The 20,822-nt window shown below is 72.5% G+C and carries 17 protein-coding genes and 1 tRNA gene; 3 read left to right on the forward strand and 15 right to left on the reverse strand.

The window, feature by feature from the left end; translation table 11 throughout:
* Window positions 1-99: 99 nt before the first annotated feature.
* The 13 genes from WA762_RS12625 to WA762_RS12685 form a co-directional block, all read right to left on the reverse strand.
* Entirely contained in the window at window positions 100-741 is a 642-nt protein-coding gene (locus WA762_RS12625) for an arsenate reductase/protein-tyrosine-phosphatase family protein (protein ID WP_335935633.1), read from the reverse strand.
* On the reverse strand, window positions 738-1,385 hold the full coding sequence (locus WA762_RS12630; RefSeq protein ID WP_335935634.1) for an L-threonylcarbamoyladenylate synthase: 648 nt from the start codon (window positions 1,383-1,385) through the stop codon (window positions 738-740). Before WA762_RS12630 ends, WA762_RS12625 begins: the two co-directional genes overlap by 4 nt.
* A 64-nt stretch (window positions 1,386-1,449) precedes the next feature.
* Window positions 1,450-2,295: a peptide chain release factor N(5)-glutamine methyltransferase gene (gene prmC, locus WA762_RS12635; RefSeq protein ID WP_335935635.1), complete on the reverse strand. Its 846-nt coding sequence runs from the start codon at window positions 2,293-2,295 to the stop codon at window positions 1,450-1,452.
* 133 nt (window positions 2,296-2,428) lie between these two features.
* Complete coding sequence (prfA, locus tag WA762_RS12640) at window positions 2,429-3,505, reverse strand: peptide chain release factor 1 (protein ID WP_335935636.1); 1,077 nt, start codon at window positions 3,503-3,505, stop codon at window positions 2,429-2,431.
* Window positions 3,506-3,658: 153 nt separating this feature from the next.
* Entirely contained in the window at window positions 3,659-3,883 is a 225-nt protein-coding gene (gene rpmE / locus WA762_RS12645) for a 50S ribosomal protein L31 (protein WP_335935637.1), read from the reverse strand.
* A gap of 233 nt (window positions 3,884-4,116) precedes the next feature.
* A complete protein-coding gene (locus WA762_RS12650; protein WP_335935638.1) occupies window positions 4,117-5,220 on the reverse strand; it encodes an LCP family protein in 1,104 nt (367 codons plus the stop codon).
* 488 nt (window positions 5,221-5,708) lie between these two features.
* The gene (gene rho / locus WA762_RS12655) at window positions 5,709-7,721 is read right to left on the reverse strand and encodes a transcription termination factor Rho (RefSeq protein WP_335935639.1); all 2,013 of its coding nucleotides are present in this window, start codon (window positions 7,719-7,721) and stop codon (window positions 5,709-5,711) included.
* A 388-nt stretch (window positions 7,722-8,109) separates the two neighbouring features.
* Window positions 8,110-9,027 (reverse strand): homoserine kinase, encoded by a 918-nt coding sequence (gene thrB, locus WA762_RS12660; RefSeq protein WP_335935640.1) that lies wholly within the window; start codon window positions 9,025-9,027, stop codon window positions 8,110-8,112.
* Between the two features lie 546 nt (window positions 9,028-9,573).
* Window positions 9,574-10,644, reverse strand: a complete 1,071-nt coding sequence (gene thrC, locus WA762_RS12665; protein ID WP_335935641.1) for a threonine synthase — start codon at window positions 10,642-10,644, stop codon at window positions 9,574-9,576.
* Between the two features lie 6 nt (window positions 10,645-10,650).
* Window positions 10,651-11,982, reverse strand: a complete 1,332-nt coding sequence (locus WA762_RS12670; protein ID WP_335935642.1) for a homoserine dehydrogenase — start codon at window positions 11,980-11,982, stop codon at window positions 10,651-10,653.
* A 96-nt stretch (window positions 11,983-12,078) separates the two neighbouring features.
* Window positions 12,079-13,470 (reverse strand): diaminopimelate decarboxylase, encoded by a 1,392-nt coding sequence (gene lysA / locus WA762_RS12675; RefSeq protein ID WP_335935643.1) that lies wholly within the window; start codon window positions 13,468-13,470, stop codon window positions 12,079-12,081.
* A gap of 26 nt (window positions 13,471-13,496) precedes the next feature.
* Window positions 13,497-14,561, reverse strand: coding sequence for an ArgS-related anticodon-binding protein NrtL (nrtL, locus tag WA762_RS12680; protein WP_335935644.1), 1,065 nt, complete (start codon window positions 14,559-14,561; stop codon window positions 13,497-13,499).
* Between the two features lie 54 nt (window positions 14,562-14,615).
* Window positions 14,616-15,098: a response regulator gene (locus WA762_RS12685; RefSeq protein ID WP_335935645.1), complete on the reverse strand. Its 483-nt coding sequence runs from the start codon at window positions 15,096-15,098 to the stop codon at window positions 14,616-14,618.
* Window positions 15,099-15,288: 190 nt separating this feature from the next.
* Here WA762_RS12685 and WA762_RS12690 point away from each other — a divergent pair.
* Window positions 15,289-15,360: transfer RNA gene (locus tag WA762_RS12690), tRNA-Arg, on the forward strand.
* A 579-nt stretch (window positions 15,361-15,939) separates the two neighbouring features.
* A complete protein-coding gene (otr(A), locus tag WA762_RS12695; protein ID WP_335935646.1) occupies window positions 15,940-17,985 on the forward strand; it encodes a tetracycline resistance ribosomal protection protein Otr(A) in 2,046 nt (681 codons plus the stop codon).
* A gap of 185 nt (window positions 17,986-18,170) precedes the next feature.
* On the opposite strand, the gene WA762_RS12700 is transcribed toward otr(A), so the two are convergent.
* Complete coding sequence (locus WA762_RS12700) at window positions 18,171-18,548, reverse strand: hypothetical protein (protein WP_335935647.1); 378 nt, start codon at window positions 18,546-18,548, stop codon at window positions 18,171-18,173.
* 223 nt (window positions 18,549-18,771) lie between these two features.
* On the opposite strand from WA762_RS12700, the gene WA762_RS12705 reads away from it, so the two are divergent.
* Window positions 18,772-19,215 carry a hypothetical protein gene (locus WA762_RS12705; protein WP_335935648.1) on the forward strand — a complete coding sequence of 148 codons (444 nt, stop codon included), beginning with the start codon at window positions 18,772-18,774 and terminating at the stop codon, window positions 19,213-19,215.
* 465 nt (window positions 19,216-19,680) lie between these two features.
* Here the strand turns inward: WA762_RS12705 and ku are convergent, their stop codons facing one another.
* On the reverse strand, window positions 19,681-20,817 hold the full coding sequence (gene ku / locus WA762_RS12710; protein ID WP_335935649.1) for a non-homologous end joining protein Ku: 1,137 nt from the start codon (window positions 20,815-20,817) through the stop codon (window positions 19,681-19,683).
* Window positions 20,818-20,822: the final 5 nt, after the last annotated feature.

Raw genomic sequence — 20,822 nt, forward strand, 5'->3', positions numbered from 1 at the left:
CCGTCGTGCACCCGCCCGGCCCCTCCCGGGTGCCCGGCCCCGCGTACGGCCGTCGGAGCGGCGCCCGGCCGCCTCGGCCGGTGCGGGCAGGCGCCCGGGTCAGTGCACGGCGGGCACGCCGGTCAGCGCGGTGACGACCGGCTCCAGGGCCTGGTTGATCTCGTCGCCGATGGACCGGAAGAACGTGATCGGGGCCCCGTACGGGTCGTTCACCTCGTCGGCCTCGGCGGTGGGCGCCAGCAGCCAGCCGCGCAGCGCGGCGGCGGCGCGCACCAGGGCGCGGGCGCGTTCGACGACGCCCTCCTCGCGCGGGTCGGGCAGGGTGGCCGGGTCGATGGCCCGGACCAGGCGGGTGAACTCCTTGAGGGTGAAGGTCCGCAGCCCGGCCGAGTGGCCCATGGAGATGACCTGCGCCCGGTGGTCGCGGGTGGCGGTGAGCACCAGGTCGGCGCGGATGACGTGCTCGTCGAGGAGTTCGCGGCCGACGAAGCCCGTGGGGTCGGCGCCGAAGTCGGCGAGGACGATCTCGGCGTTGGCCTCCATGGGGGCGCCTTCGTGGCCCCAGGTGCCCGCGCTCTCCACGATCAGTCCGCCCAGCAGCGGATCGCCGAGGCGGTCCACCAGGGCGTGCCGGGTCAGCCGCTCGGTGATGGGCGAGCGGCAGACGTTGCCGGTGCTGACGTGGAGGATGCGGAAAGTGTCGGCCCGCCCCGCTATGCCACGCCCCTCAGGGGCGGTCAATTCGCCACCTCGAGGTCGGGTACCACCTCGCGGAGTTCTTCGACGGAGACCGCGCCGGCGCGCAGCAGCACGGGGACCTTGCCGGTGACGTCGACGATCGACGACGGCACGATGCCGGGCGTGGGTCCCCCGTCGAGGTAGACGGAGACGGAGTCGCCCAGCATCTCCTGCGCGGCGTCGCAGGTCTCGGGGGCGGGGTGGCCGGTGAGGTTGGCGCTGGACACGGCCATCGGCCCGAACTCGGTGAGCAGTTCGATGGCGACCGGGTGCAGCGGCATCCGGACGGCGACGGTGCCGCGGGTGTCCCCGAGGTCCCACTGCAACGAGGGCTGGTGGCGGGCGACGAGCGTGAGGGCGCCCGGCCAGAAGGCGTCGACGAGTTCCCACGCCTGCTCGGAGAAGTCGGTGACCAGGCCGTGCAGGGTGTTCGGGGAGCCGATCAGGACGGGGGTGGGCATGTTGCGGCCGCGGCCCTTGGCGGTCAGCAGGTCGGCGACGCCCTCGGAGCTGAAGGCGTCCGCGCCGACGCCGTACACGGTGTCGGTGGGCAGCACGACCAGTTCGCCGCGGCGGACGGCCGACACGGCCTCACGCAGCCCCGTCGTACGGTCGGTCGCGTCGTTGCAGTCGTATCGCCGTGCCATCAGCCGGCCTCCTCAAGCGTGTACGGGTATGGCGGGTGCGGGGCGCGCGGGCGGGGGCCGCCGGTCACGGCATGGCCTTGCGGGCGGTGGCGAACCGCGGCCGGTTGTTGAGGTCGGGGTGGTCGGCCGCGTCGGCCCAGCCGCGCTCCTCCGCGAAGATCCACGGCACCTGGCCGCCCTGGGTGTCGGCGTGCTCGACGACGACGAGGCCGCCGGGGCGCAGCAGACGGTGCGCGGTGCGTTCGATGCCGCGGATGGTGTCGAGGCCGTCCTCGCCGGAGAAGAGCGCCATCTCCGGGTCGTGGTCGCGGGCCTCGGGGGCCACGTACTCCCATTCGGTGAGCGGGATGTACGGCGGGTTGGAGATGACCAGGTCGACCTGGCCGTCGAGCTCGGGAAGGGCGGTGAGGGCGTCGCCGTGGTGGACGGTCACCCTGGACCCCTCGGCGTTCTTCCGGGTCCACTTCAGGGCGTCGTCGGAGAGTTCCACGGCGTGCACCCGGGAGCGGGGCACCTCCTGGGCGACGGCCAGGGCGATGGCGCCCGATCCGCTGCACAGGTCGACGACGGTCGGCTCGACGACGTCCATCGCGCGCACCGCGTCTATCGCCCAGCCGACCACCGACTCGGTCTCCGGCCGGGGCACGAAGACCCCGGGCCCCACCTGGAGCTCCAGGTAGCGGAAGAAGGCGCGGCCGGTGATGTGCTGGAGGGGTTCGCGGGCCTCGCGGCGGGCGACGGCCTCCCAGTACCGGGCGTCGAAGTCCGCGTCCGGCACACGGTGCAGCTCGCCCCGCTTGACGCCGTGCACGAACGCGGCGAGCTCCTCCGCGTCGAATCGTGGTGAGGGCACACCGGCGTCGGCCAGCCGCTGGGTGGCCTGGGCCACCTCGGCGAGCAGCAGGTTCATCGCGGTACTCCGTACGGGGTTACGGGCGGGGCGGACTGGGCTCGGACCGGCCGGCGGGCACGGGTCCCGGGGTGTGTCGCGGGCGTCCCGTCCGGCCCTGCGGGCGGGCGGCGCCGCTTTCGGCACTCACACCCTAGGCGTCGGCGAGCTTGGCTGCGGAGTCGGCGTCGACGCAGGCCTGGATCACCGCGTCCAGGTCTCCGTCGAGCACCTGGTCGAGGTTGTACGCCTTGAAGCCGACGCGGTGGTCCGAGATCCGGTTCTCCGGGAAGTTGTACGTGCGGATCTTCTCGGAGCGGTCGACGGTGCGCACCTGGCTGCGGCGGGCGTCGGCGGCCTCGGCCTCGGCCTTCTCCTGCGCGGCGGCGAGCAGCCGGGAGCGCAGGATGCGCATGGCCTGCTCCTTGTTCTGGAGCTGGCTCTTCTCGTTCTGGCAGGAGGCGACGACGCCGGTCGGCAGGTGGGTGATGCGGACCGCGGAGTCCGTGGTGTTGACGGACTGGCCGCCGGGCCCGGAGGAGCGGTAGACGTCGATGCGCAGGTCGTTGGCGTGGATCTCGATGTCGACCTCCTCGGCCTCGGGGGTGACGAGCACCCCGGCGGCGGAGGTGTGGATGCGGCCCTGGGACTCGGTGGACGGCACCCGCTGCACGCGGTGCACCCCGCCCTCGTACTTCAGGCGGGCCCAGACGCCCTGGCCGGGCTCGGTGGCCCCGTTGCCGCCCTTGGTCTTCACCGCGACCTGGACGTCCTTGTAGCCGCCGAGCTCGGACTCGGTGGAGTCGATGATCTCGGTCTTCCAGCCGACCCGCTCGGCGTAGCGCAGGTACATCCGCAGCAGGTCGCCGGCGAAGAGGGCGGACTCGTCGCCGCCGGCGCCCGCCTTGATCTCCAGGAGGACGTCCTTGTCGTCGCTGGGGTCGCGCGGGACCAGCAGCAGGCGGAGCTTCTCGGTGAGCTCCTCGCGGTGCTGCTCCAGCTCCTTGACCTCGGCGGCGAAGTCGGGGTCGTCGGCGGCCAGCTCGCGGGCCGTCCCGATGTCGTCACCGGTCTGCTTCCAGGAGCGGTACGTGGCGACGATCGGGGTCAACTCGGCGTAGCGCTTGTTCAGCTTGCGCGCGTTGGCCTGGTCGGCGTGGACCGCCGGGTCCGCGAGCTTCTTCTCCAGATCGGCCTGCTCGCCGATCAGTTCCTCGACCGCCTCGAACATCCTCGGGCTCCTGGTTCCTTCACTCGTACGTGCCTGCCGGGCGGTGTGGAGCCGCCCGGGCGGGGGTGCGGATGCGGCCCGTACCCCGAGCCGGAAAAGCGCCGGTCCCGACGCCCCCGGGAAGAGGGCGCCGAGAACCGGCGCAGTGGCTCGCTACTTGCTGGCGGAGCCGGCAGCCTTGCCGAAGCGGGCCTCGAAGCGGGCCACACGGCCACCGGTGTCGAGGATCTTCTGCTTGCCCGTGTAGAACGGGTGGCACGCGGAGCAGACTTCGGCGCGGATGGTGCCGCCCGCGATGGTGCTCCGGGTGGTGAACGACGCGCCGCAGGTGCAGCTGACCTGCGTCTCGACGTACTCGGGGTGGATGTCGCGCTTCAAGGGTTTCTCCTAGGTTCGGGAGGGCGCCGGGTCGAACACGCGGGATGCGCGCCCGTGAACCGGGGCCGACGGTCCAGTCTGCCAGGACCGGCCGCATCTCCCAAAACCGGGGGCGGGCCGCAGCTATTCCCGGGCGGTGCGGCAGCGGCCCGTACCGCTGCCGCGCGGGCCCGGAGCGGGCCGCCGGTCCCCGGGCGCTCCGGTGGCGGCCCGCACGCCGCCGGGCGGCGCGATCAGCGGACGATGTCGCCCGCCGAGCCCTTGTCCCCGGCCGAGTCCTCGGTGGCCGAGGCCGGGATCGGCTTGTCCGCCTTGAGCGCGTCCCAGACCTGCCGGGCGGACTCCTCCAGCGGCACCACGCGGTTGGGGTCGGCCGGGTCGTATCGCACCGGCAGGGTCACCATGTGGACGTTCTTCGCGTCGAGCCCCTTGAGGCCGTTCACGAAGCCGGTCAGCCGCTTGACCGAGCCCAGGTCGGAGTCGGTGGTGACGGCCTTGGTCGCGGTGTCCGCGAGGCCGAACAGGGTCTTCGGGTCGGAGAACACCCCGACGCTCCGCACCTGCTCCATCAGCGCCTTGATGAACGCCTGCTGGAGCTGGATGCGGCCCAGGTCGCTGCCGTCGCCGACGCTCTTTCGGGTGCGGACGAGGCCCAGCGACTGCTCGCCGTTCAGGACATGGGTTCCCGGGGGCAGGTCCAGATGGCTCTTGGCGTCGTGGATCGCCCGGGTGGTCGTGATCTTCACCCCGCCCAGCTCGTCGATGAGCTTCTTGAACCCGGTGAAGTCGACTTCGAGGTAGTGGTCCATGCGGATGCCGGACATGGCCTCGACAGTCTTGACCGCGCAGGCCGGTCCGCCGACCTCGTACGCCGTGTTGAACATCGCGCGCCGCTCCCCGGGGACGGTCCGCCCGTCGGTGTCGCTCACGCAGTCGGGGCGGGTGACGAGGGTGTCGCGCGGGATGGAGACCACCGACGCCGTCCGGTGTCCCCGGTCGACGTGGACCACCATCGCGGTGTCGGAACGGGCCGTCCCCTCGTCCTTGCCGTACGCGGCGTTCGCGCCGGAGCGGGAGTCCGAGCCCAGCACGAGGATGTCCTGGGAGCCGTTGTCGACATTGGCCGGCCGGTCCTTGCCCAGCGCCGCGTTGATGTCGACGGCCTTCAGGTTGCCGTCGAGCTTGAGGTAGGCGAAGGCCAGTCCCCCGCCGCCGACGGTCACGACGCCCGCCAGGGTCCATGCCGCGACCACCGCCGCCCGGCGACGACGGGAAGGCCTCTTCCGGCGCCTTCCGGTGGGACGTATTCGAACACCGCTCCCGTTCCGCCCGGTCATCCTTCTCCCTCGGTCCTCGGCTTCTTCCGGCCACCCCCGGCAGCGGCACCCGCACTGTCTGATCGACCCGATCGACTTCGATGTCGCATTGATCGACTTTGGTGTTGTACTTCCGCTTCGTACGACGTCGCGGCATGAAGAAGGGTTGCACAGCGTTCCGTCACATCCGGGCGGGGAACGGACCGGCACAAAGAGGGCGTCTCGCATCGCCGGACATCGGGTCACCCGGCGCTCACCTGCGGTTTCATGCTCGATACAGCGATCGCGCCGACGCCCGCCGCCGGGCCCGCCGTGTGGCGAAGGTCTCCGGCGGGACGGAGGGGCCGAGGCGTCCGCCGGAGACCTTCCGGGCATGCCGACGCCTTCCGGGCACGCGAACCGGCACACGAACCGGCATACGAGAAAGGGGGTACGAAAAGGGGCCGCCCCCGTCACCTTTCGCGGTGACGGGGGCGGCCCGGTGCGATCCGGCCGGTCCGGGGACGGCGTCAGTCGTTGCCGTTGCCCGGCGCGGGCGTCGTCTTCTGGATCTGGAGCAGGAACTCCGCGTTCGACTGGGTCTTCTTCATCCGGTCCAGGAGCAGCTCGATCGCCTGCTGCTGGTCCAGCGCGTGCAGCACCCGGCGCAGCTTCCAGACGATGGCCAACTCCTCGCCGCCGAGCAGGATTTCCTCCTTGCGGGTGCTGGACGCGTCGACGTCCACCGCCGGGAAGATGCGCTTGTCCGAGAGCTTCCGGTCGAGCTTGAGCTCCATGTTGCCGGTGCCCTTGAACTCCTCGAAGATCACCTCGTCCATACGCGAGCCGGTCTCGACGAGCGCGGTGGCCAGGATGGTCAGCGAACCGCCGTCCTCGATGTTGCGCGCGGCGCCGAAGAAGCGCTTCGGCGGGTAGAGCGCGGTCGAGTCCACACCACCGGACAGGATGCGTCCGGAGGCCGGGGCCGCGAGGTTGTACGCGCGGCCGAGGCGGGTGATGGAGTCCAGCAGCACGACCACGTCGTGGCCCAGCTCGACGAGACGCTTGGCACGCTCGATGGCCAGCTCGGCGACGGTGGTGTGGTCCTCGGCCGGACGGTCGAAGGTCGAGGAGATGACCTCGCCCTTCACCGACCGCTGCATGTCGGTGACCTCTTCCGGACGCTCGTCGACCAGGACGACCATCAGGTGGCACTCGGGGCTGTTGACGGTGATCGCGTTCGCGATCGCCTGCAGGATCATGGTCTTGCCGGTCTTCGGCGGGGCCACGATCAGACCGCGCTGGCCCTTGCCGATCGGCGCGACCAGGTCGATGATCCGCGTCGTCAGGACGTTGGAGTCGGTCTCCAGGCGGAGCCGGTCCTGCGGGTAGAGCGGGGTCAGCTTCTGGAACTCCGGTCGGCCGCGGCCGGTTTCGGGCGCCATGCCGTTCACCGAGTCGAGGCGGACCAGGGCGTTGAACTTCTCGCGCCGCTCGCCGTCCTTGGGCTGGCGCACCGCGCCGGTGACGTGGTCGCCCTTGCGCAGGCCGTTCTTGCGGACCTGGGCGAGCGAGACGTACACGTCGTTCGGGCCCGGCAGGTAGCCGGAGGTCCGGATGAACGCGTAGTTGTCGAGGATGTCCAGGATGCCCGCGACGGGGATCAGGACGTCGTCCTCGGAGACCTGGACCTCGCCCGCGAAGTCGTCGCGGCCGCGACGGCCCCGGCGGTCGCGGTACCGGCCCCGACGGCCGCGGCGGCCGCCCGCCTCGTCGTCGTAGCCGTCGTCCTGCTGGCCGCCCTGGCGCTGCTGGCGCTGGCCGCCCTGCTGGCCCTGGCCGCTGCCCTGGCCCTGGTCATCGCCCTTGCCGCGGCGGTCGCGCTGCCGGTCGCGGCGGTCCCCGCGCTCCTGGCGGTCGCCGCGCTGGCCCCGGTCCTGGCGGTCGCCGCGGCGGCCCTCGGCCGTGTCCGCGGCGGCCTCGGCCTTGGCCTCGGCGCGCTCCTCGCCCTTCGGCTCGGCGCTCCGGGTCTCGGCCTGCGGCTGCGCCTTGGCCTCGGCGGCCGGCTTGCCGTCCGCCTTGGGCTCCGGGCTGCCCGCCTGAGCGGTGGCACGGCGCCGACGGCGCTCGACCACGGGCTGCTCGTCGCTGGCCGGCTGGCCGGGGATGTCGATCTGCTGCTGGGCGGCGGCCTTCTCGGCGGGCGCGGCGGCGGGGGTCTCCTCGCCGGTGCGCGCCTTGGACGTGGCACGGCGCTTCGGCTTGGCCTCGGCCTCCGCGGCGGGCGCCGCGGCCTTGGGCGCGGCGTTGCCCGCCTGCGCCTCCTTGATGACCTCGATCAGCTGGCCCTTGCGCATCCGCGCGGTGCCTTTGATGCCGAGGCCGGACGCGACCTGCTGCAGCTCGGCCAGGACCATGCCGTCAAGGCCGGTGCCGGAGCGGCGGCGCCGTGTGGTGGTGCCAGTGGCAGCACCTTCGGCGGGCGCGGCGCTGTCGACGGTCTTGTCGGCAGTCACGCCCATCAGATCGGTGGTGTCGCTCACGAAGGGTCCTTCCCTGGAGCGGACGTCGGCCTTCTGGCTCGGCGACCGGTTGTGCTGTCCGACTGCGGTCCTTCTGCTTGCGGACCGTGCCGGGGCGGTGGTCCGCCGGGTACGGCGGAGGAATGAGGATGTGCGTGGGTCCGGCGCGAGCAACCCCCTGCTCGGCCCACTCCTGGACGAACGAGGGATGTGTCGTGCCGGTTCCGGAGCGTGCACGAAACTGCTCAGGCGGGCTGCTCAGGCAGTTTGGGGAGGCTCCCGGAGAAATGGTGGTCCCGGAAAGGGACACGAAGCAACGCGCCTCATAGACGTCGATTGCAGACTTGAGGTTAACACTACCGGCTCCAACAAACATTCCCCCTCTCACTCACCGGCAATCACTTCTCGGCTACGGGGCCAGCGGCAGCACACTCGCGCCCGGGGCGTCGAGGGTGAGCCGATTGGCGGCCCAGCCCTCGCCCGCCAGCCGTGCGACCTTGTCGGCCGCACCGTCCTCGGCCAGTGCGAGCACCGTGGGCCCGGCACCGGAGATCACCGCGGGCACGCCGTCGGCGCGCAGCCGGTGCACGAGTTCCGTGCTCTCCGGCATCGCCGGGGCGCGGTATTCCTGGTGCAGCCGGTCCTCGGTGGCGGTCAGCAGCAGTTCGGGACGCCTGGTCAGGGCCTCGACGAGCAGTGCGGCACGACCTGCGTTGAAGGCGGCGTCGACGTGCGGGACCGTGCGCGGCAGCAGGCCGCGGGCGGTCTCGGTGAGCACCGGCCGGTCGGGCACGAAAACCACCGGAACGATGGAATCCGCCGGATCCATCCTGATCGCGCGGGCCGCCGCGCCGTCCATCCACGCAAGGGTGAATCCGCCGAGCAGACAGGCCGCGACATTGTCCGGATGTCCCTCGATCTCGGTGGCGAGATCCAGCAGCGCGGTGTCGTCGAGCCGGGACTCGCCGCCGGTGGTCACCGCGCGGGCGGCGACGATGCCGGCGCAGATGGCCGCCGAGGAGGAGCCGAGACCGCGCCCGTGCGGAATGCGGTTGGCGCAGACGATCTCCAGCCCGCGCGGCTGCCCGCCGAGCAGGTCGAAGGCCGTGCGCAGGGAGCGCACGAGGAGGTGCCGCTCGTCCCGGGGCAGTGTGTCGGCGCCCTCTCCCGCGATGTCGATGTGCAGCCCGGAGTCGGCCACGCGGACGACGACGTCGTCGTACAGCCCCAGCGAGAGGCCGAAGGCGTCGAATCCCGGGCCCAGGTTGGCGCTGGTCGCGGGAACGCGCACCCGGACGGCGGCGGCGCGGAAGGCGGGAGGGGCCATCGGTGGGACGACTCTCCTTGTGAGACAGCGGGGGGTGGTGATGCGTTCTTCTCGACGGTGGCGGGCGTCGTGGCGGCGGGAGTGGGGTCCGGGAGGGACCGACGGCCACAACGACCCTCGCACCGCGGCATATGCGGCGGGGCGGGTTGGATACAGCTTATCGAAGGAAGGTTCTGTGGCGACATAGGGCGCACAGGAGGCGCACGATGCGTGTCGCCCGCCTCCTACGCGCTCTCCGTCCCGGAAAGAGACGGTTGAGCCGGGTTCTCACCCAACGGCGAACGGCCCTGCCGGGGTCGCGCTCCCCCGCGACGCCCCGTGCTCCCGCCCGGCGCCCGGACGGATGCGTGGCGGGAGCTGGGCGGAAGCGGGACGCGAACGCGGCTCCGGCGGGCCGGGCCGGGACCCTTCACGACGGGCACGGGGCGGGCCCTTCACGACGGACTCCGCCGCACCCTCCGTACGCACCGGCTCCCGTACGCACCTGCCCGCGTGCACGCCGGGCCCGCGCGGGGCGGACTCCCCCGCGCGGGCCCGGCCGCGCTCCTACGCGAGGCCCAGCTTCTCGGCTGCGGCGGCCGCGTCGACCGGGACCGTGACCGGCTGCGGGGCGCCCGCGACGGCCCAGTCGGGGTCCTTGAGACCGTTTCCGGTGACCGTACAGACGATCTTCTGCCCGGGGTCGACCTTGCCCTGCTCCGCGGCCTTCAGCAGCCCGGCGACCGAGGCGGCCGAGGCGGGCTCCACGAAGACGCCCTCCTGGGAGGCCAACAGCCGGTAGGCGGACAGGATCTGACGATCCGTCACCTCATCGATGAAACCGCCCGATTCGTCCCGGGCGTTCAGTGCGAACTGCCAGGAGGCCGGGTTGCCGATCCGGATCGCGGTGGCGACGGTCGACGGCTCCTTGACGATTTCGCCGCGGACGATGGGCGCGGAGCCCGACGCCTGGAAGCCCCACATGCGCGGGGTGTGCGTGGCCATGCCGTCCACGGCGTACTCCTTGTACCCCTTCCAGTACGCGGTGATGTTGCCCGCGTTGCCGACCGGGAGAACATGGACGTCCGGGGCGTCGCCGAGGGCGTCGACGATCTCGAACGCGGCGGTCTTCTGGCCCTCGATCCGCACCGGGTTGACCGAATTGACCAGCGCCACCGGGTAGTTGTCCGAAAGCGAGCGGGCCAGCGTGAGGCAGTCGTCGAAGTTGCCGTCCACCTGGAGGATCCTGGCGCCGTGCACCAGCGCCTGCCCCATCTTGCCGAGCGCGATCTTGCCCTGCGGCACGAGGACGGCGCAGACCATGCCGGCCCGTACCGCGTACGCGGCGGCGGAGGCCGAGGTGTTGCCGGTGGAGGCGCAGATGACGGCGCGCGCGCCCTCCTCCTTGGCCCGGGTGATCGCCATCGTCATCCCGCGGTCCTTGAAGGACCCGGTGGGGTTGGCGCCCTCGACCTTGAGGTGGACCTCGCAGCCCGTGCGCTCGGAGAGGACCTGGGCGGGGACGAGCGGCGTACCGCCCTCACGAAGGGTGACGACCGGCGTCGTGTCCGTGACCGGGAGCCGGTCCCGGTACTCCTCGATGATGCCGCGCCACTGGTGGGTGCCCTTGCTGGTCATGGGTCCTTACTCCCCTTCAACACGCATGATGCTGGCGACACCGCGCACGGTGTCGAGCTTGCGCAGCGCCTCGACGGTCGCCGAGAGGGCGGCGTCGGGCGCGCGGTGGGTGACGACGACGAGGGAGGCCTCGCCGCCGGCCTGGGCGGCGGCGGCCGCGTCGACGCCGCTCGCGCTCCGGCCCTGCTGGCGGACGGTGTCGATCGACACGCCCTGTTCGGCGAAGACCGTCGCGACCTGGGCGAGCACGCCCGGCCGGTCGGCCACGTCGAGACTGATGTGGTACCGCGTGACGACGTCGCCCATCGGGCTGACGGGCAGCCGCGTGTACGCGGACTCGCCGGGACCGGTGGCCTCGCCGAGCTTGTTGCGGCAGACCGCGACCAGGTCGCCGAGGACCGCGGAGGCGGTCGGCGAGCCGCCCGCCCCGGGGCCGTAGAACATGAGCTGCCCGGCGGCCTCGGCCTCGACGAAGACCGCGTTGTACGCCTCGCGGACGGAGGCCAGCGGGTGGCTCAGCGGGATCATGGCGGGGTGCACCCGGGCCGTGACGGAGTTCCCGTCGGCGGCGCGCTCGCAGATCGCGAGGAGCTTGACGGTGCAGCCCATGCGGCGGGCGGACGCCATGTCGGCGGCGGTGACCTCGGTGATGCCCTCGCGGTGCACGTCACCGATCTTCACGCGGGTGTGGAAGGCGATGCCGGCCAGGATCGCGGCCTTGGCGGCGGCGTCGAAGCCCTCCACGTCGGCGGTCGGGTCGGCCTCCGCGTAGCCGAGCGCGGTGGCCTCGTCGAGCGCCTCGGAGTATCCGGCGCCGCTGGTGTCCATCCGGTCGAGGATGAAGTTGGTGGTGCCGTTCACGATGCCGAGGACCCGGTTGACCTTGTCGCCGGCGAGGGACTCGCGCAGCGGCCGGACCAGCGGGATGGCGCCGGCGACGGCCGCCTCGTAGTAGAGGTCCCGGCCGTGCTGCTCGGCGGCGGCGTGCAGGGCCGCGCCGTCCTCCGCCAGCAGCGCCTTGTTGGCGGAGACCACGCCGGCGCCGTGCTCGAAGGCGGTGGTGATGAGCGTACGGGCGGGCTCGATGCCCCCGATGACCTCGATGACGACATCGAGGTCACCGCGTTTCACCAGGGCCGTCGCGTCGGTGGTGATCAGCGCGGGGTCGATGCCCTCGCGCACCTTGGAGGGCCGGCGGACGGCGACGCCGACGAGCTCGACCGGCGCGCCGATGCGCGCGGCGAGGTCGTCGGCGTGCGTCGTCATGAGGCGCGCCACCTCTGAGCCGACCACTCCACAGCCCAGCAGCGCCACCTTCAGCGGACGCGTACGCATCATCCGACCTCGATTCCTCATACCTCAGATATCTGGACCAGTCTCACTCACCGGACGGGAGTTTCTGTCATACGTCCGGATCCTGAGACATCTATTTCATCAGCCGACATCGAGACGCAGGAGATCTTCCTCCGTCTCGCGCCTGACGATGACACGTGCCTCTCCGTCGCGCACGGCGACGACGGGCGGGCGCAGCGCGTGGTTGTAGTTGCTGGCCATGGAGCGGCAGTACGCGCCGGTGGCGGGCACGGCGATCAGGTCGCCGGGGGCCAGGTCGGACGGCAGGAAGGCGTCCCGGACCACGATGTCGCCGCTCTCGCAGTGCTTGCCGACGACCCGGACGAGCATCGGCTCGGCGTCCGAGGCGCGCGACACCAGCGCCACGCTGTACTCGGCGTCGTACAGGGCGGTGCGGATGTTGTCCGACATGCCGCCGTCGACGCTGACGTAGGTGCGCAGCCCCTCCAGGGGCTTGATGGTGCCGACCTCGTAGAGGGTGAACGCGGAGGGGCCGACGATGGCGCGGCCGGGCTCGACGGAGATCCGCGGGGTGGCGAGACCGGCCGCCTCGCACTCGCGGGCGACGATGTCGCCCAGCGCCTTGGCGATCTCGTGGGGCTCGCGCGGGTCGTCATCGGAGGTGTAGGCGATGCCCAGCCCACCGCCCAGGTCGATCTCGGGCAGCTCGACGCCGTGCTCGTCGCGCACCTCGGCGAGCAGCTGGACCACCCGTCGCGCGGACACCTCGAAGCCGGCCATGTCGAAGATCTGCGAGCCGATGTGGGAGTGGATGCCGGTGAGCTCCAGCGCGTCGAGCGCGAGGGCCCGGCGCACCGCCTCGGCGGCCTCTCCCCCGGCCAGCGCGATCCCGAACTTCTGGTCCTCGTGCGCGGTGGCGATGAACTCGTGGGTGTGCGCCTCGACACCGACGGTCACCCGGATCTGCACGCGCTGCCGCTTGCCGAGCCGCCGCGCGATGTGGGCGACCCGGGCGATCTCCTGGAAGGAGTCGAGCACGATCCGCCCGACGCCGGCGGTGACCGCCCGCTCGATCTCGGCGGCGGTCTTGTTGTTGCCGTGGAACGCGATGCGCTCGGCGGGCATCCCGGCGTCCAGCGCGCAGGTCAGCTCGCCGCCGGAGCAGACGTCGAGGTTGAGGCCCTCCTCCGTGAGCCAGCGCACGACGGCGCGGGACAGGAACGCCTTGCCGGCGTAGAACACGTCGGCGTCCGGCCCGAAGGCCTCGGCCCAGGCCCGGCAGCGGGCGCGGAAGTCGCTCTCGTCGAGGATGTAGGCGGGGGTGCCGAACTCCTCGGCCAGCCGCGCCACTTCGATCCCGCCGACGCGGACGGCGCCGTCCGCGGCCCGGGTGACGGTACGGGACCAGACCTTCCGGTCGAGGGCGTTGAGATCGGCGGGCGGGGCGGCGTAGTGCCCCTCCGGCAGGACGTCGGCGTGGCGGGGCCCGGCGGGGTGTGCGGATCGGCTCATGGTCTTGCTCTGCTCTCTCGGATCTCTCAGAGGACTTCGGGTGCGCTGATGCCGAGCAGGGACAGGCCGCCGGCCAGCACCGTCCCGGCGGCTTCGGCGAGGGCGAGCCGGGAACGGTGGGCGGCCGAGGGTTTCTCGTCACCGACGGGGAGCGGCGGGGCGCCGTCGTGGAAGTCGAAGAACGCCCGCGCGACCGCCTCCAGCTGCCGGGCGACCCGGTCGGGCTCCCGGTGCCGCGCGGCGGCGGCGAGCACGTCGGGGTGGTCGGCGAGCACGGCGCCGAGCGCGTCCCCCGCACCGCACGCGCCACTCCGGCCGCACGCATCGCTCGGGCCGTAGTACGCATCGCTCGGGCCGTACGCGGCGCTCGGGCCGTACGCGGCGGTGAACCCCAGCTGCCGGGCGTTCCGGCCCAGCGCCCGGGTCCGGGCGTACGCGTACCGCACCCGGAACAGCGGATTGCCCTCCCGCTGCGCGAGCAGCGCGTCGCTCCCGGTGTCCCGGGGCCGGTCGTGCGGGGCGGCCCGCAGCAGCGCCCAGCGCGCGGCGTCGTTCCCCAGCCGTGCGAAGAGGTCTCGGTCGGCGGCGGGCAGCGGCATCACGTGCAACGCCTCCCCGCCCGCGCTCCGCGCGCCCACCGTCGCTCCCTGGGCCCGGAGCAGCCGCTCGACGGTCTCGGTGACGACCAGGGCGCGCGCCTCCTCGACGGGCGCGAAGGAGACCGCCGTACCGGCGAGGACGTCCCCGTGCCCGTACTCCTCACCGCGCTCCCCGATGGTCCGGACGAGCGCGCCGAGGCGGTCGCCGCCGTCGGACAGGGTGAAGTTCAGAAAGCCGGGCCCGGTGACCTCGACCGTGCCGACCCCCGGCACGCCCCGGACCCGCTCCCGGATGATCTCGGCGACGTCCCTGGCCGGCAGCGCGGCGGGCCGGGCCAGCTGGAGGGCGACGGCGCAGGCGTAGTCCCCGCGCCCGCCCGGTCGCGTCCGCTCCACCCGCACGCGCGCGGGCACGGGCGCGCGCAGGGCGTCCTCGTCGACCGCGCGGCGCACGGCGTGCAGCACGGCCCTGGAGAGATCGGCGGGGGTCACAGGACAAGCGTATGGGAGGAAGGGGGCGACCCCGCGACCCGTTTCGCCATGCGGTCACCCCGCGGCGCTCTCCGCCCGGCCGGCCCCCTGCCTGCCCTCGACCTCGGGCGGCTCCGCCCGGCTCGCCAACCGCCCCACGAGCCGCACGAGTTCGCTCGGCTCGAAAGGTTTCGCCAGGAACGCGTCGACGCCCGCCGCGATCCCGGATTCCACCTCGCAGGGGGTGCAGGCGCTGATGATCGCCACGGGCAGATGTCTGGTCCGCGGATCGGAACGCAATCTGGTGGCGGTCTGCAGACCGTCCAGCCGGGGCATGACGACATCGAGCGTGATCACATCGGGGCAGACCCGATGCACCAGATCCAGACACTCGACACCATCGGACGCGGTCACGACCTCGAAGCCCTCAAGCTCGAGATTGACCCTGATCAACTGCCGGATGACCTTGTTGTCGTCGACAACAAGCACGCGGCCACACGCGCCTGACACCCTTCGAGAGTAGGTGGGACGTAGGGGCTGCGTCCGGGTTTTGCCCATTTCCGCCCCCGGACGAGTGGTCCGAGCATGGCCGGATGTACGCCACCCGTCCCGGGCTCCCCCCTCACCCCGCCCCTCCGGCCTCGCCCCGCGCCCGCGCCCCGCCCCCGGCAGCGCGGAAATAGCTGTTCACGGGCACCCCTCGGAAGCTGGTAGTGTTTTCCCCGTCGCCAAGGAACACCGGCGAAACGCCCCCGTAGCTCAGGGGATAGAGCAACGGCCTCCGGAGCCGTGTGCGCAGGTTCGAATCCTGCCGGGGGCACTTCCGGACAGAGGCGCTGATCAGCGGAAACGCGATCAGCGCCTTCTTCATTCTTCATTGCATGCCGGTTCATTACATGCCAGACCGCACGCGGCCTCGGCGGCGATGACCGCTCCGCGCGGCAGGGTGCCGTTACGGCGTCGACCGGCCGGGACCCCGAAGGCCCGATCCTGATCCCGGCCGGGGCCGGCACGGCTGTGAGCCACCGAGTGGGCACGCCGCGGTCATGAGCCATGTGCCCCCGGAGCCGCGACGCACCGGCGAGGGCGGCCTTCCACGCCGTGAATCCGCCGTGGGGCCGGGCGGCCGGCGCGAGCAGTCGCACGGTCCGTCGGATGCGAGCGGCGTCCTGCGCGGCTCCACGGTGAAGAGAGCGAGAGGCCTTGGCGGTGGGACCGTTGAAAATCACGGGCCCCGGAGCCGAGTGCTTGTTACGGTGACGGCGCTCGTCGGGGAGGCATGGCTTCCGGGCGGGCGTGCGAGTGACGTCATGTGAGAAGGGGCGAACGATGCGGCAGGCGACCACGGCTCCGGCAGGAAAGGTCCGCATCACGACGCACAGAAATCTGACGCCTCCCCATGAAGAAGCTCAATCTTGGCATTCTCGCCCACGTTGACGCCGGCAAGACCAGCCTCACCGAGCGCCTGCTGCACCGCACCGGAGCGATCGACGAGGCGGGCAGCGTGGACGCCGGGACCACGCAGACCGACTCGATGGAGCTGGAGCGGCGGCGCGGCATCACCATCCGGTCCGCCGTGGCCTCCTTCGTTCTCGACGGTCTCCAGGTCAACCTCATCGACACACCCGGGCACGCCGACTTCGTGTCCGAGGTGGAGCGGGCGCTGGGGGTGCTCGACGGAGCCGTTCTCGTCGTATCGGCCGTGGAGGGCGTGCAGCCGCAGACCCGTGTCCTGATGCGGACGCTGCGCAGGCTGGGGATCCCCACGCTGGTCTTCGTCAACAAGATCGACCGCGGCGGCGCCCGCCACGACGGCGTGCTGCGGGAGATCCGCGACCGGCTCACGCCCGGGGCGGTCGCCCTCTCGGCCGTGTCCGGCATCGGTACGCGGCAGGCCCGCTCGGTTCCGCTCGTACCGGACGACGACCCGGCGTTCGCCGCCCGGCTCGGGGAGCTGCTGGCCGGGCAGGACGACGCCTTCCTCGCCGCGTACCTGGACGAGGAGCGGCCGCCGACCGGGGAGGAGTACGCGGCGGAGCTGGCCGCGCAGACCGCGCGCGGTCTGGCGCATCCGGTGTTCTTCGGGTCCGCGCTGACCGGCGAGGGCCTGGGGCAGTTGCTCGGCGGGATCCGGGACCTGCTCCCGGCGGCGGACGGCGCGGCGGACGGAACGGTCGACAGCGCGCACGGCCCGGCGGACGGCGGGGCGGACGCACTGGTGAACGCGCCGCTGCGGGCGACCGTGTTCAAGGTCGAGCGCGGGCCGCGCGGGGAGGCGGTCGCGTATCTGCGCATGCGCTCCGGCACGCTGGGGGCCCGCGAGCGGGTGACGCTGTACCGGGTCGACCACCTGGGCCGGGTCACCGAGCACACCGGACGGGTGGCCTCGGTGCAGGTATTCGCGCACGGGTCGGCCACGGTCGAGGCGCGCGCCGCCGCCGGGGACATCGTCCGGCTCCGGGGCCTGAAGGACGTTCGCGTCGGGGACCGGGCGGGGCGGCTGGACGGGCCGCCGCCGCGGCGCTTCTTCGCGCCGCCCGCGCTGGAGACGGTGGTCCGGCCGGAGCGGCCGGCGGACGCGGGACGGCTGCACACCGCCCTGCGCATGCTCGCCGAGCAGGACCCCTCCATCGATCTGCGGAAGGACGAGGAGAACGCGGACGGGGCGGCGGTGGTCCGCCTCTACGGGGAGGTGCAGAAGGAGATCCTCGCCGCCACGCTCGCCGAGTCCTTCGGGGTACAGGCCCGCTTCGACCGGACCCGTACGGTCTGCGTCGAGAAGCCCGTCGGAACGGGCGAGGCGGTGGAGGAGATGGACGCGCGGGAGCACACCTACTTCTGGGCGACCGTGGGCCTGCGCGTCGAACCGGCCGGACCGGGCGCGGGGGTGGTCTTCCGGCTGGCGGTGGAGCTCGGGTCGCTCCCCCTCGCCTTCCACAAGGCCATCGAGGAGACGGTCCGCACCACGCTCCGCCACGGCCTGTACGGCTGGCAGGTCACCGACTGCCTGGTCACGCTGACGCGGACCGGTTTCGCCAGCCCGGTCAGCGCGGCCGACGACTTCCGCAAGGTCACCCCGCTGGTGCTGATGAGCGCGCTCGCGCGGGCAGGCACCCGGGTGCACGAACCGGTGAGCTCCTTCGAGCTGGAGGTCCCCGCCGCCCGGCTCAGCCCGGTGCTGGCGAAGCTCGCGGAGGCAGGCGCGGTGCCCGGCGTGCCCGTGGCCGAGGGGGACGTCTTCCGGGTGGAGGGGACGATGCCGACCAGCCGGGTCCACGACTTCGGCGGGAAGGTGCCGGGCCTGACGCACGGGGAGGGGGTGTTCCTGACCGAGCTCCGGGGCTACCGGCCGGCCGTCGGGGACGTTCCCGTACGGCCCCGGCCCGAGGGCGCCGACCCGCTGAACCGGGACGAGTATCTGCTGCACGTGCTCAGGCGCGTCTGAGGCCGCGTGCCGTCGCGCGTGGCCGGGCTCACGCGTGGCCGAGGCGCGCGTCGCCGGGGTCACGCATGGTCGAGGCGCGCGTCGCGGGGGTCACGCGTCGCCGACTCGTGCCGTGCCGAGGTGCGCGGCGTCGCGTCGCGCGAAGGGTCCCGGCGCGCGTCGCCGAACAAATCGACAGCGGCGGCTCAGGTGTCCGTGTCCTCCGAGCCGCCGTTGCCGATCTGTTCGGCGCGCAGCGCGAGGTCCTGGAGCACGTCGGCGGAGGTCACGTCCGTCTGGCCGGAGTCGTGCACCTGGGCGAGCATGGCGAAGGCCAGGGTGAACGCGCCGACCAGTTGCTCGACCGCGCCGCCGACCTCGCGGCCGACGAGGGCGGCGACCTGCTCGATGGAGGCGTCCTCGGGGATGGTGATCCGGGGCATCGTCTCGTTGAGGAGCGCGGTCACCACCGTGGAGTCGGTTTCCACGTCGTCGCGGTCGCCGCTCTCTTCGAGCAGCCGGCGGATCTCGCCCGCCTCCGTGAGGATTCCCACCACGCGCTTCACCACTTCGCTCTGCTCCATGCCGTGAGCATAGGCGCGGGGGCGGGCCGTACGGGGGCGGCCGCGCGTATGCCGTACAGGAAGTGCGGGAAGTGCGGGAAGAACGGGAGGCCGGAGGAGGAATCGGGGAGCGGGAGAGAGAGGTGGAGGGGCCGACGGAGCGTCAGGGGGGAGCGTGGCCCGCACGGCGGAGGGGCGACCCCCGTCACGGGATGGTCGTACGCGCGTCCTATCGTGACGGTTCATGCAGGCAACACACGTGGCGCGGCGGGTCGCCAAGGCGTTGGCGGTGACCGTGGTCGCGGCCGCTCTGTCCCATCTGCTGCTGTCCGACGGGCTGTCGCTCTCCCAGTGGCAACAGGCGGCCGCGAACGTGGGCGGCGATCTCGGGGGCTCGGGGGACACCGCGTTCTCGGCGGCCGTGGTGAACACGCTGCTGGCCATGCCGGCCGTGCTGTGGCTGGGGATGCGTCTGCTGCGGGAGCGTCGCGTGTATGTGACCGTGCTCGTCGGCACGGTCGGCTGGTTCTTCACCGTCGGCCAGTGCATCGACCGGCTGGCCGAGCGGCCGGACACGGTCATGCCGCTGGGGCCGCTGGCCCTGTTCGTCGTCGTGACCGCGCTGTCCTCGGTCGTCCTGCGGCCGGGACCGGGGCCGCTGCCGCAGTCGCGACCGTCGGGCGAGTGAGGCCGCCGACGCGCTCGTCGGACCGCGAACGCGGGGCACGCCCCGTCGGCGCGTTCATCGGCGTGTTCATCGGCGTGTTCATCGGTGACCTCAAACGCCTTGGTCCGCAGCCGAGTTGACGGGCATTCGGCCATATTCACCATGAATCGCCCACCCGATCAGCGCACTTGGTGAACCTTGGCACATGGGTGCCTCCCACATGAACGCCTCCTCGTCAGAGTGATGCATTACATGCACACCTCATTCAGCGCGTGTTCCACGCGCGTAGACCACCTCGCGGGGGACCTGCACGGGCCCGGCCGCCCCCGGCGCGCGTGCACGTGAGGTGACGAGCGGCGCCGCTCCGCACGGGCCCGGCCGCCCGGCGGGCACGCGAGGTGGGGCCCGCCCACCCGGGTCGCGGACGGCCCGGGTGGGCGGGCGCGCGTGCGGGGCGGCGCCGGGGGTGTCCGCCGGGCCGGGTCGTCAGGCCGAGGCGCGTTTGCGGGCAGCGGTCCTGCCCGCCGCCGGCTCGGCGCCGGACTTCGCGGTGGTCTTCTTGGCCGTCGCCTTGGCGGACGCCGGCTTCGCGGACGCCGCCTTGGCGGACGCCGATTTCTTCGCCGTCGACCGGGACGCGGACTTCTTGGCGGGCGCCCTGCCCGTCGTGGACTTCGGCTTCTTCGCGGCCGCCTTCCCGGCGGGCGCCGCGGTCTTCTTCCTCGGCCGCGCGGCGCCCGGCTTCTTCCGGCCGGTGAGCGAGGTGACCCCGGCCATGGGGCGGTCCGCCGCCTCGCCCGGTTCCCGTTCCCCTCGCTCCCCCTCCGCCGGCTCCGCCTCCTCGCCGCGGGCCTCCTTGGCCGCCCGGACGCTCTTCTCCAGCGCGGCGACCAGGTCGATGACCTTGCCCCGGCCGGAATCCGCCGGCCGCTCCGGCTCCAGGGTGCGGCCCTCGGCCTTCGCCGCGATGAGTTCCTCGACGGCCTCCCGGTAGTCGTCGTGGAGCGAGTCCATGTCGACCTCGCCGAGGGTGTCCATCAGCGCGTCGGCCAGGTCGAGTTCGGCGTCGCGCACCGTGACGTCGGCCTCCGGGGCGACGCCCTCGGGGCTGCGGATCTCGTCCGGCCAGAGCAGGCCGTGCATGGCGATCACGTCGTCGACCACCCGCAGCATGCCGAGCCGTTCCCGTCCGCGCAGCGCGTACTTCGCGAGGGCGACCTTCTGGCTGCGCTTGAGCGCCTCGCGCAGCAGGGTGTACGGCTTGGCCGCGGGGACGCCGTTGGCGGAGAGGTAGTACGCCGCGTCCATCTGGAGCGGGTCGATCGAGGCGGCGGGCACGAAGGCGACGATCTCGATCGTCTTGGCCGTGGGCAGCGGGAGCGAGCCGAGCTCCTCGTCGCTGATCGGGATCAGCGAGCCGTCGGCGTCCTCGTACGCCTTGCCGATCTCGGCCGCGTCGACCTCCTGCTCGTCGAGCTCGCAGACCTTCCGGTAACGGATCCGGCCGCCGTCGGCGAGATGGATCTGGCGGAACGAGATCGAGTGGCTCTCGGTGGCGTTGACCAGCTTGATCGGGATGCTGACCAGGCCGAAGGAGATGGCTCCGTTCCATATGGATCTCACAGTTC

Origin of the sequence: Streptomyces tyrfis (genome assembly GCF_037034285.1) — a bacterium.
In the GTDB taxonomy this organism is placed as follows: Bacteria; Actinomycetota; Actinomycetes; order Streptomycetales; family Streptomycetaceae; genus Streptomyces.